The following is an 11237-nucleotide window of genomic DNA, read 5'->3' as shown; positions in this document are numbered from 1 at the left end:
GATCCACGGCCGCGACTGACGGTTTCCCATACCCACACCTACGAGCAGAGAGGCCGACAGACTCATGATCAGCCGCTTTTGTTAGAGCCAGTAAGTGACCTGCTCCGGTGAGAACAGGCACGGCTTCGGGAGGTAGGGGTGGTCGAAGGGGCACCAGAGGACCTGGAGGAGGTCCGCGTCGGGCGGGCGCGGGAAGGGGACATCGCGAGCGTAGAGCTGGGCGACGGGGAGGAGGGGGATCGGGCCGTCGAACCACGGGCGGTTCGCGAGCCGCTCCCAGGTCGCCCGTTCCTCGGGAGTCCGCTGGGGTGCCCCGGGGTCGAGGCGCCGCCGCTCGGCCGCTGCGGCGCGGTCGTGGCGGAGGAGCCGGACGTCGTCCGGGGAGTGGGCCACCGGCGCCGCGCGGCTGTCGTGCGGCTCGTCGCAGTACGGCCACGGCTCGTCGGCGGGCCACAGCAGCGGCCCGCCGACGGAGCTGTCGTGCACGGTCGGCGACCCCGGCCGCGGGTGCAGTCGGGTCGCCGTGCGCGCCAGCGGGGCCAGCTGAGGGAAGAGCGCGGTGATGTCGAACGGCCTCGGCGGAGTGGTGAAGGTGGCGTTCACAGCGGTGATGCTGCCAGCAGCGCCTGACAATGGGCGTACCGATCCACGTCAGTCGACACCACTGAGCTTGCCTGAGTCACTGCCTTGTTGAGAATGCCGAAACGGCTCGTGCACTGCTCCCGGTGGATGTGTTGGCCCGCGCAGTGTTACGGCGAGGGGGGAAGGTGCCGGGAGCGGAGCACGAGCAGGGTGATCTCGCTGGGGGCGAAGACGCGGAACGGCGGGCCCCAGAAACCGGTGCCGCGGCTGGTGTAGAGGAAGGTGCGGGTGCCGTGGTGGCTGAGACCGGCGAGGGCGGGCTGGTCGATGCGGACCAGGTGGTGGAAGGGCCAGATCTGGCCGCCATGGGTGTGGCCGGAGAGTTGGAGGTCGATGCCGTGGGCTGCCGCGCGGTCGACGAACTTGGGCTGGTGCGCCAGGAGCAGGACGGGCAGGTCGGGGTCGGCGCCGTTCAAAGCTCCGGCGAGGTGGGCGCGGTGGCCTGCCAGGCCGGAGGACTCGGCGGTGACATCGTCCACGCCGGCGACCACGAGGGTGTCGCCTCCGCGCTCGAGCAGCAGGTGGCGGTTGCGCAGCGGCTCCCAGCCCAGCTCGTCCATCAGGTCGACCCAGCCCTGGGCCTCGCTGTAGTACTCGTGGTTGCCGGTGACGTAGACCCGGGCATGCGTGGCCCGCACGGTACCGAGCGGGGCGGCCTGGGCGCGGCGGCGTTCGGCCGTGCCGTCCGCGATGTCGCCCGTGTGACACACCAGGTCGGGTTCCAAGGTGTTCACGGTCTCGCACACCCGTGCCGACCAGCGGGCGCGATCGAGGGGGCCGTAGTGGGTGTCGGTGATGAGGACGACGCGGAGGCCGTCCAGTCCGGCACTCAGTCGCGGGAGTTGCACGTCGAGACGGCGCACACGTGGCACGCGGCGGGCCTCGGCGTACCCCCAGGCGAGCAGCACAGCGGTCACGCCGAGGACGGCCCACGTGACGATGCGGGCCCGGTCCTGCCCCTCGCCGACGCCGGCCACGGTCAGGGCAAGCCGCAGCACGGCGCCGAGCAGCACGGACCAGGTGAACAGGACCCAGCTGGTGCCCAGCAGAGTGTCACCCACGATCGCCGCCCAATCCGACTGGCGTCGGCCGTGGCCGCGCGCCATCGCGAGCGGCATGCACATGAGGCCGAGGGCGAACAGAGCGGTGCCGACCAGCGTGACGGGCAGCGGCCAGTGCTGGCCCGCGTGCAGGAGCACCCAGCAAGGGACAGCCCACAGCAGGACGGGGGCGATCAGGGGGCTGTAGCGCATCAGGCGGTGCAGTCGACTCTGCCGCGGTGCTGGCGCTCCACTTTCGGCGGGCCGGGTGTTACTGGTGGCGGACATGCTTCCCTCCCTGACCAGGCTGCCGTCTCGCGCACTGTATCCGGTCGCCCTCGCTCCGGACCGGCGAGGGCGTAGAGAGTGAAGTGCCCGTATGTTGGGGCGCACTCGCGAGGCCCGCTCCACGCCCCGGGCTCGAGGGGCCGGGTCACGCAGTAGTTCTTGGGCCGCCGCCTTCTGCGCAGGCGATGACAGACGGGATGAGCTGGCCGGGGCCTGGGGCCGGCCGACGCGACGCCTGAGCGCGCTCAGGATGGCCCGATGGAGAAGATCGTGCTCGTGGACGCCCCATCCAACCGGGGGCTGCGTCCGCCCGCCCCGGCGTGTTCCCGGCTGCTACAAGCTTGTCGGCGCCCTGCGCGAACAGGGCTTGCTGCGGCGCCTTGGTGCCGAGGAGAGTGGGGTCGTGGTGGTGCCACCCCGCTATGACCGGGGTGACTGGGGCGAGGAAGACGGGATGTTCAACACCGCCGTCCTCGCGGCGTACACCCGCAAGCTCGCCGACGCGTCGAATGACACGTTCGCGCCGGGGACTTCCCGGTCGTCCTCGGCGGGGAGTGCTCCATCCCGCTCAGGGCCTCGCTAGTGCTGCGGCGCATCGGGTGGTACGGACTGGCCGTCGTCGACGCCTCGGCTGACTTCCGGACCCTGGGAACGCCCCGAACGTGGGCGCCGCCGCCGGCGAGGAACTGGCGCTCGCCACCGGCCGGGGCCGGCGGGACCTCACCGACCTGGAAGGACTGCGGCCCTGCCCGTGTGAAGGCGACGTACACCTGTCGGCATCCGCGACGACGACGAGGAGCGGACTGAGCTCACGGCGGTCGGCATGTCCGTCAACACGGTCGAGGAGATCCGGGAGCGCGGCGAGCACGAGCCCGCCACAGCACGGTGAACGCGTTCAGCGGCGGCGGGCTCGACGGCTTCTGGGTGCACCTGGACGCCGATGTGCTGGACCCCTCCGTCATGCCGGCGGTGGACAGTCCCGATGTGGACGGTCTGCTGCCTCACGAGCTGCTCCCACTGCTCGCCGGCCTGCTCGCCTCGGAACGCTGCGCCGGCCTGAACGTCACGGTCTACGACTCCGACCTCGACCCGGAAGGCACGGCCGGCGCGCTGGCGGGCGCTGGCCCACGACGGGCCGTTCCTGGTCGACCGGGTGACCGATCCCAACGAGCTGTCGATCCCGACGCACATATCGGCCGCCCAGGGCAAGGGCTTCGCCTTTGCCGCCGGCCGGACCGTGCTCGACGGCGGTGCCGGCAAGATGCTCGACCTGGCCCGTGCCCATCTGCGGAACGTCCCACGTCCCTGAGGCAGAACCATTGCACCGGTCGATGAGCTGTACGGGGAGGGGCTGAACTGTGCTCTTCACAGTGGACATGTGCGTGGCGTGCGGGATGCCCTGGCGATGGCCGAGAGGTCGCCAGCCGTCGTCGACACCCGCGACCGCCTGCACCGCACCTGCCGGTACGACCGACGACGCCCGCCTCTGGTTGACACAAGGCACCCTTGTTGTCGCGGACGGCCACTTCGAACCTACATAACAGTGACGTTGCATGCGCTGCGTGACGTTTGGCGCTTGGGGAGACAGTCCGCGTTGCCCAGCGAGTGCGAGACCGGCTGCGGAAGGTGGGCCGGCGAGCGGAACGCTGCTCGTCCCGAGGAGCGGAGGGCTCTGACGGGCTGGTAGGCCCATGAGAACATTGTGTCCGCGGCCCCAGGCCCGGCGCTATCGTTTCTGCTGACCTCGGACTGAGCGCCTCGACCGAAGCGCTGGCGACACCGCGAACTGTGGCAGCTGGGGGAACGGGCATGGGAGACAGCGGGACAACGGAAGTGCGCCGGGAGCGTGCGCGTGCCGAGCGGACGACGGAAGGACTGACCGTCGCCGTGGCGTCGGTCCTCTCGTTCTGCCTGCTGGCCGGCCCGGCAGTGGTCTTCGGCATGACCGCCTGGCATCTGGTCGCCGACACCGGCACCACCGTGTTCAGCCAGGTCGTGACGCCGGTGAGCTTCCTCGCTCTCCTTGCGCTGCCTCTCGTCCTGGCCCGCGTGGTGTTCCGCTCGGGCCGGCGCAAGGGCAGTAAGCGACTGACGGCGGCGGTCCCGGCGGTGCTGGCGCTGCTCGGCGGGTCCATCGTGCCCTTCGCGGCTCTGTGCCTGATCCTCGTGTACGCGGACTGACCCCGGCTACGGCAGAGTGGTGCTGAGGATGCCGGACGACGGGACGATACCGAGCGCGCCGGTTCCCCCCGAGGAGTTCTGCCGCATGTGCGGGTGGGGCGGGGCCACGTTCTGGGAGGACGGTTGGCCGACCTCCGCCATCTGTGGCTGTTGCGGCAGAGGGTTCGGCATCGGCGACGTTGGTGCGGAGCCCGGCTCGTGGGACGGTGTTCAAGGCCTGCCCGACTTTCGGGGATGGTGGATCGGCCACGGTGCCCAGTGGTGGAGACCGCGCAGTAAGCCAGGGCAACTTCCTCGTCGTGAAGGACGGCACCAAGGAGTTCCGCAAGGGCATGCCCAGTTGCGGCCCCTTCAGGCTGACCGAGTTCAGCGCCGGCCAGGGTTCGGCGTTCGAGCGCTACGACGACCACTACGGACACGTGCCGCGCTTGGACGGCCTGGAGCTGCGGTCGATCGCGTACTCGACCGCCAGGGCCGGTGCGCTCACCAGCAGGGCTATCGCACTTGGGATCGCACCTTCCACGCCTTACAGATAAGCACCAGCAACCGACATACAGTCCTGGCGCACAGCACAGTAGGTTAAAGATCAAGCTAAAGGGTGTCGCAGAAGGCCGTGATCGGGCAGATCGGAGCGGTGTTCGGGCGTGGGTGGTCATGCGGCGAGGGCAAGGTTGTGCATGCGGGCGACGGCCTGGACGGCGTGGTGGAGCCGTCGCCGCGTTGCCGGCAGTCACGGAGGATCTTGTAGTTCTGCGGTGCTGCGCGTTGTCCTCTTCCTCGCCCTTGAGCAAGGGCCGTCCGGGGCGTTTGCGGTGCGGGACGACCAGGCCGGTGTTGATGTAGGCGCCGTCGCCAAGGACCGTCACACCTGCGCAAGTGTCAGCCAGGCCGGAGTCCCTCCACGCTTCGCGTCCGCCGTGTTTCCGGGCACCGGCCGGGCCGCGGCCACGACCAGGCGTGTCTCGGCGTCCACGATGACCTGCACGTTTGCCGAGAACCGGTATCTTCGGGTCGACAAGACGTCCTCCCTCACCGCCGCGTCCCCGGCCGCGTTGGCTCGTCTCCTGGGGCCCCACGAGGGCCGCGCTGCTGCACAAGGCCGCCGATCGCACCTGTCCCACCACCTCAGAACTCGACGACGCCGCGGGTATGTCCCTGCCGACCACGAGCCAGCAGCTCGCTGTACTGAGGGAAGGCAGCCTTGTCGTGAGCCGCCGTGACGGCAAGCGCATCCTGCACACGGCGACCCCGCTGGGGCGTCGCCTGTTGAACGGGGGCTGAGACCCGAGGAGTGCGGGGACCATGCGACTCCCGAAGGGACCGGACGATTTGGACCGGGCCAAAACCTGGCGCGCCCCGCGTCACGGGGTCCGCATGCTGCTGGTGAAAAGGCCACACCGCTACACAGAGTTCGACGAGCGGATCAGAGGAGTCTCATGAAGCAGATCGGACGCGCCGTGGTCTCGGCTCTCGCCACCGCCGCCCTCGCGGGGGCGGGGCTGACTGTGGCGGCCGGACCGGCCGCCGCCGAGGCCGAGGCGGCGAGCTACGGCAGGACCTACCTGGGGTTCGACTACAGCTCCTGGTCCCACTGGAGTCCGGACGCGCGCGACTCCACCCACGCCGGCACGTTGAACGCGGGCAGGAACTACGTGTACTGCTGGACCTACGGTGCCATGTACACGGACAAGGGGCGCACCAGCCGTGTCTGGTTCCTGACCGACGACGACAGCGGCAACCGCAACGTCTACGTGACCAAGGTCTACCTGGCGCGCAGTGACGTCAACGTTCCCGTGTCCCGCTGCTGAGGCCGTCCGCCCGCACGAGGCCCGCCGGGACGGGACAGGCCCGGCCTGGCGGGCCCGTCCCGTCCTCAGAAGAAGACCCGCACCACAGCAGTACGTTCGCGTACGGCCGCGCCTCCCGGTGCGGACGATCAGGCGGGCGCCTCTCGACAGCTCCTTCAGCCGCTTGCGCGGGACGAGTTCGAGCGCGGGGAAGAAGCCCGTCGAGCAGCGCGGCGGCCTCCGCGTCGGCCTCATGCACCTCCGTCGGGCGCATGGTGGGCCACCCCAGCCGGGGAGGCAGCCGCGAGCCTAACTGATCGTTTCAGAATGAGTTGAGCTGCCGGTCCTGTGCTCGACGATCTTGGTCGGCAGGGTGTCCGAGGTGCGTGCTGATCTTGTTCCTGACGACCTGTGGGAGCGGGTGGCCCCGTTGCTGCCGCCCGCTCCCGAGCGGCGCCACCGGCATCCGGGCCGGTTGCGTGTTCCTGACCGAACAGCACTCGCCGGCGTCCTGTCCGTGCTGCGGACCGGTGTCGCCTGGCGGGACGTCCCGGCGGAGACCGTGGGCTGTTCCGGCGTGACGGCCTGGCGCCGACTGCGGGACTGGACCGAGGCCGGCGTCTGGCCCCGCCTGCACGCCGCCCTGCTGACCGCGCTGCGCCGCGCCCACCTGCTGGACCTGGACGACTGTGCCGTGGACGGATCGCACGTCCGGGCCCTCAAAGGGGGAACCACGTTGGACCCTCCCCCGTCGACCGCGCCCGCCCCGGCTCCAGGCACCACCTGATCGTCGACCGTCACGGAACCCCGCTCGCCGTCACACTCACCGGCGGCAACCGGCACGACGTCACCCAGCTCCTGCCCCTGCTCGACGCGGTCCCGCCGATTCGGGGAGCCCGAGGACGCCCCCGCCGCAAGCCCCGACGTCTGGATGCGGACCGGGGCTACGACTTCGACAAGTACCGCCGCCTGCTGTGGAAGCGGGGCATCAAGCCGTTGATCGCCCGACGCGGCGTCGCCCACGGTTCCGGACTGGGCAAGGTGCGCTGGGTCGGCGAGCGCGCCTTCGCCTGGCTGCACCAGTTCAAACGGCTCCGCACCCGCTACGAGCGAAGCGCCGATCTCCATCAGGGCCTGCTCGAACTGGCCTGCAGCCTCATATGCCTCTGCCGTCTGCGGACCTCATCCTGAAGGGATCAGCTGGCTACGCTGAACCACCCCGGCCGCACTTCGGCCAGAAGCGGTTGCAGCGACCGCACTGCGGACCGCAGGTCCTCATCCGTGACGTCAACAGCCTCAGGTCTCGCGCAGCCCCAACCCGTTCCATACGGCGTCACCCCCTGAACCCGTGGTTGAAGGGATTCTTCCATGGGCCGCCGGCGTCTCCGCAGGACGGCATTCTGAAGCGATCAGTCAGATCGTCGTCTCGGTGCCGCTCGACATGCGAGAGGAGTTCTGGTCGCGTTGCTCGCGCTGCCCAAGGTCGTCTTCGACCAGTCGGTTCCGGTTCCCGAAACCGACCGGGGATTGCGGCCGCGCGAGGTCGGCCAGGGAGGTCTCGCGGCGCTTCGCCGGAGCGCAGTGCGACGAGTACGACGTCACCCATCACGAAGTTCCACCACGCCGAGTCCGATCTGAAGTCGGTCGGCCTCGCTCACGTGCTGGCCAGGCACGGTGGCACGAACACGGAGTACGACGGCGCGGACCGGCCCGTGCGGGAGGACGGCGACGAGGAGCAACCGGGAGCACGAGGTGGAGTCGGGGCACGAGAGGGAGATCGTCAGGCGCGAGGATGAGGCTGCACGGGAAGAAGCCCGGCGGACCGTCGCCCGCTGCGTCTTCGACCGGCTCACGGCGTCCATCACGGAGGACGGCGGCCGGCGCTGGGATCTCGCCTCGCCCTGCCTCCCACGGCGGGCGCCGGGGGCGACGGCCGGAGGAAGGGTGATGGCCAGGCGGACTGAGCCCGTACTGCCTCAGGCCGCGCTCCGCGCCGCGTAGGCGGTCGGCGGAACACCCACGGTGGCGGTGAAATCCCGTACCAGGTGGGCCTGGTCGGCATAGCCCAGCTCCACGGCGAGTTCCGCCCAGTCGGTCGCTCGGTCCGCCGCGGCCCGCTCCAGGGCGTCGAGTACCCGGTAGCGCAGGACGACCCACTTGGGACTCACCCCGACGTACGCACCGAAGAGCCGCTGGAGCGCGCGGACCGAGAGCCCGCCCAGCTCAGCGAGGCGGGCGGTACGGCATACTGCGCGGTCGTGGCATGCGAGGTTGGCCAGTTCCACGGCGAGGGCGGCCTGCGGGTCGGGGTGCGGTGCCAGGGAGAGCAGCCAGGTGTCCACGGCGGCGGTGCGGCGGGCGTCGTCGGCCTCCCCGCCGAGGACGGTGAGCGCCTCGGTGAGCGCCGGCCCGGCTCCGGTGACCTCCTCCGCCGGGAGCCGGCGCCCGGTCCACTCCGCAACGGGCACTCCGGGCGCGAACGGCCGGAAGCCACCGGGCCGGAACTGCACCCCGACGACCCGCCCCGCACCTTCCAGCCGCTCGGTGTGTACCTGCAGCCCGACCCCCGACACCTCGCACCGGGACCGCCCGCCGCGCCACTGCAGGACGGCGTTGACCGCCGGATGCGGCAGCACCCGCGCCTCGTACGGGGCGGGCAGCTCCCAGTCGATCAGCCAGTAGTGCTCGACGTACGGCCGCAGTGCGGGCGCCGGCGGCAGGCGCCGGAAGGAGGTGTGGCGCAGCAGCGCCGACGGCTCGAGGATCCCTCGGGTGTCACCACGGGGCGCCGCCGTCCCCGTGGAGGAGGCGGGGCCACCGGGGGCGGGGGTGCGGGAGGTGCTGTCGCCGGGCGGGCCGGGGGAGGAGGAGGCTGCGGGACTCACGGGCCGATCTTAGGACCGGCCGCTCGGTGGATGTCGCGTTTCTTCAAGCCAGCGCGCCGCCCCCGTCCTAGCGTCGGAGACATGACCGCCACATCACCTGCCACCGCCCATGTCCCCGTAGCAGTCCTCCTCGACGCCGCCGCCCGCCAGGCCGTACCCGTGGTGCGCGGCATCGGGGACGACGCGCTCACCGCGCCCACCCCGTGCGCCGATTACGACGTGCGGGCGCTGGTGGACCACCTGCACCACGTCGTCGTCCAGTTCCAGGAACTCGCCGCGAAGAAGGAAGCCGACTTCTCCACCATCCCGTCCGCCGTGCGTCCCGACACCGACTGGCGCGCCGCGTTCGCCCGGGAGGCCGGTGCGCTGGTGGCGGCGTGGGCAGCACCAGGCGCGGAGGAGGGAACCAGCGGGCAGATGGGGATGCCCGCGCGGACCGTCGCCCACATGGCGCTGCTCGATCTGACCGTCCACGCCTGGGACCTCGCCGTCGCCACCGGTCAGCCCTACGAGGCGGATCCCGCGGTCGTCGCCGAACTGGTCGGCGCGGTGGAGGCGATGGCCCCGCAGGCCCGCGAGTACGGCGTCTTCGGGCCCGAGGTGCCGACGCCCGGGCACGCCACGGAACTGGAGCGGGTGCTGGCCTTGACAGGCCGGGACCCGCGGTCGAGGGCCTGAGCCCCTGGAGCCGGTACCGGGCACATCGGCGACCTGTGTCCTGTGGGCCGCCGTCACCGGGACGGAACCGGGTGCGGCCCCGGTACAGCCGCAGAGGCAGCGTGGGACCGCCCCGCCCCGCCACGGAAGGCCCACCCCTGCGCATCATCAGCGACCGCCCCACATCCGACCGCGCGCCTGGCGGTGAGCGACCGCGCACTCCACTGACTCCCCGCACTGCGCCCGCTCACCCCTTCCCGACGCCACCGCCGGCTGCGCGCTGCTTCTGATCGACGAGTGCGCCGACCGGTGTGGCTACGACCGGCCGGCCTCCGGCACCAGACCAGCCACGTCTGCTTGAGCTTGTGGCCCCGGCTGTCGACCAGAGCCAGCCAGGGGGAGTAGGGCACGCGCAGCCTCACCGGTCCCGCTCTGTGCACCGTGACGGTGAGGCGGTCGTGGGCCGCGTCCGCGAGGCCGGCGTCCGGTCCAGCCAGGGGTGTCGGCTCCTGGACGGCGGACAGCTTCCAGTTCGCGTCGGACCATATCTGCTTCAGGTAGGGCAGTCCCTGCCGGATCAGCTCTGCTTCCTGACTGCCCGCCGAGTCCAGGGGGCCCGACGGCAGGACCACGTAGTGGACCGCCCACCGGTCGAGCCAGGCCCGGTAGCTGCGGGCCGTGAGCGTGCCGTCGTAGAAGACGGGATTGCGTCCCAGGTCGGCCTGGCGGTTCCAGCCGCGCGCGAGGTGGGCGTGCTCCGGGAGCGCAGAGGACTCCCGGGGACTGCTGGCCGGTACCACTTCGAGTCTCCCCTTCTGCCGTATCCTGACGCGCTCCAGCTGGTGCAGCAGCGGGTCCGGGTCCTGCGACCAGGCTGCGGTCGGGGCGGTACGCACGGCATCGGCCACCGCCCCGGTGGTCTGCCAGACGGTGGCCGCGCAGATCGCCGTGGTCAGCGCGAGGCGTTTGCACACAGTGGGCCGCGGCGTGGCCGGGCGTGGCAGGACCTCGGGCAGGGCCGCGAGGAATACGACACCGCCTGCCGATCTGCGAAGGGATCAGCCAAGCACCCAGCACCGCCAGGGAGTACAGGACGCCCGCCACACGCACCGTGCGCCAGTGAACCGGCACGAAGACCAGCGGTGTCAGGCCGCACACGATGGACAGCGCTGCTGTCCATCCGTTCATCGGCATATCCCCGGAGAAGGGGAAGAGCCACGAGGTCAGAGCGACGACGGCGAGTGGCGTGCCGCCGAGGGCGTACGCGGCGGCACGTCGTTTCGTCAGCCACAAAGCCCCGGCGACCATCCCCACGAACAGCCCGGCGACCGGACTGGCCATCGTCGCCAGAGCCGCCAGCAGTGCCGTCAGGAGAAGAGCCGCGGGGCGATACGACCACCGGCGCACCACGGGAGAGTCGCTGCCGAAGACGACCATCGGTGCTGCGAGACCGAACATGGTGCCCAGCCCGAATGACGCCCGGCCCGAGACGGCGTTGCAGGTGAGGCCGAAGGCACCGTACAACGCGGGCCACAGTGGCCGGTGTACCGCCTGGCTGCGCACCAGCAACAGGGCGAGGAGAGCGGCCGAGACCGTGCCGGACACGGCCAAGGTGGTGCGGACACCGAGCAGACTCGTCACGTACGGAGACAGGACGCTGTAGGAGGCGGAGCGCATGCCGCCGAACCAGACGAAGTTGTATGCCGAGCCTGGGTGCTCCGCGGCGAAAGCCGTCCAGGCGCCCTGAGCCGCCGGGT

General features: G+C 71.0%; 8 protein-coding genes and 6 pseudogenes. 8 read left to right on the top strand and 6 right to left on the bottom strand.

The features are described 5' to 3' along the window. Positions 1 to 93: 93 nt before the first annotated feature. Together KUM03_RS17185 and KUM03_RS17180 are read right to left on the bottom strand one after the other, a co-directional pair. A pseudogene (locus KUM03_RS17185) lies at positions 94 to 603 on the bottom strand (hypothetical protein); the annotation flags it as partial. 146 nt (positions 604 to 749) lie between these two features. Further along, positions 750 to 1970: a metallophosphoesterase gene (locus KUM03_RS17180; RefSeq protein WP_217249580.1), complete on the bottom strand. Its 1221-nt coding sequence runs from the start codon at positions 1968 to 1970 to the stop codon at positions 750 to 752. A 258-nt stretch (positions 1971 to 2228) separates the two neighbouring features. Here KUM03_RS17180 and KUM03_RS17175 point away from each other — a divergent pair. From KUM03_RS17175 to KUM03_RS39035, 4 genes and pseudogenes are all read left to right on the top strand, one after another. Then, positions 2229 to 3083 (top strand): annotated as a pseudogene (locus tag KUM03_RS17175) (arginase family protein); the annotation flags it as partial. 4 nt (positions 3084 to 3087) lie between these two features. Continuing rightward, positions 3088 to 3279 (top strand): annotated as a pseudogene (locus KUM03_RS38370) (ubiquinone-dependent pyruvate dehydrogenase); the annotation flags it as partial. A 500-nt stretch (positions 3280 to 3779) separates the two neighbouring features. Then, complete coding sequence (locus tag KUM03_RS17170) at positions 3780 to 4151, top strand: hypothetical protein (RefSeq protein WP_217249578.1); 372 nt, start codon at positions 3780 to 3782, stop codon at positions 4149 to 4151. A gap of 278 nt (positions 4152 to 4429) precedes the next feature. Further along, positions 4430 to 4651 (top strand): annotated as a pseudogene (locus tag KUM03_RS39035) (ABC transporter substrate-binding protein); the annotation flags it as partial. A 152-nt stretch (positions 4652 to 4803) separates the two neighbouring features. Here the strand turns inward: KUM03_RS39035 and KUM03_RS38365 are convergent. After that, positions 4804 to 5166, bottom strand: a pseudogene (locus KUM03_RS38365) (transposase family protein); the annotation flags it as partial. Positions 5167 to 5587: 421 nt separating this feature from the next. Between KUM03_RS38365 and KUM03_RS17155 the strand changes: the two are divergent. Beyond that, entirely contained in the window at positions 5588 to 5959 is a 372-nt protein-coding gene (locus tag KUM03_RS17155) for a hypothetical protein (protein ID WP_217249574.1), read from the top strand. Between the two features lie 76 nt (positions 5960 to 6035). On the opposite strand, the pseudogene KUM03_RS17150 reads toward KUM03_RS17155, so the two are convergent. After that, positions 6036 to 6200, bottom strand: a pseudogene (locus tag KUM03_RS17150) (RbsD/FucU domain-containing protein); the annotation flags it as partial. Between the two features lie 120 nt (positions 6201 to 6320). Here KUM03_RS17150 and KUM03_RS17145 point away from each other — a divergent pair. Beyond that, positions 6321 to 7129, top strand: a protein-coding gene (locus tag KUM03_RS17145; protein WP_217249572.1) for an IS5 family transposase whose coding sequence is annotated in 2 segments (ribosomal slippage) — positions 6321 to 6660 and positions 6660 to 7129 — 810 coding nt in all. Because the reading frame shifts where the segments join, the coding sequence is not laid out codon by codon here. A 785-nt stretch (positions 7130 to 7914) separates the two neighbouring features. Here KUM03_RS17145 and KUM03_RS17140 read toward each other — a convergent pair. After that, positions 7915 to 8823 (bottom strand): helix-turn-helix domain-containing protein, encoded by a 909-nt coding sequence (locus tag KUM03_RS17140; protein WP_217249559.1) that lies wholly within the window; start codon positions 8821 to 8823, stop codon positions 7915 to 7917. Positions 8824 to 8904: 81 nt separating this feature from the next. Here KUM03_RS17140 and KUM03_RS17135 point away from each other — a divergent pair, with 81 nt between their 5' ends. Beyond that, positions 8905 to 9501 carry a TIGR03086 family metal-binding protein gene (locus KUM03_RS17135; protein ID WP_217249557.1) on the top strand — a complete coding sequence of 199 codons (597 nt, stop codon included), beginning with the start codon at positions 8905 to 8907 and terminating at the stop codon, positions 9499 to 9501. Positions 9502 to 9554: 53 nt separating this feature from the next. Here KUM03_RS17135 and KUM03_RS17130 read toward each other — a convergent pair whose 3' ends face one another. Further along, positions 9555 to 10454 carry a hypothetical protein gene (locus tag KUM03_RS17130; protein ID WP_217249556.1) on the bottom strand — a complete coding sequence of 300 codons (900 nt, stop codon included), beginning with the start codon at positions 10452 to 10454 and terminating at the stop codon, positions 9555 to 9557. 185 nt (positions 10455 to 10639) lie between these two features. On the opposite strand from KUM03_RS17130, the gene KUM03_RS17125 reads away from it, so the two are divergent. Beyond that, complete coding sequence (locus tag KUM03_RS17125) at positions 10640 to 11143, top strand: hypothetical protein (protein ID WP_217249554.1); 504 nt, start codon at positions 10640 to 10642, stop codon at positions 11141 to 11143. Positions 11144 to 11237: the final 94 nt, after the last annotated feature.

The sequence above is a fragment of the Streptomyces sp. AC602_WCS936 genome (genome assembly GCF_019049125.1).
In the GTDB taxonomy this organism is placed as follows: domain Bacteria; phylum Actinomycetota; class Actinomycetes; order Streptomycetales; family Streptomycetaceae; genus Streptomyces.
Note: the sequence above shows the minus strand (reverse complement) of the source record. Positions and strands in the feature narration are given on the sequence as shown.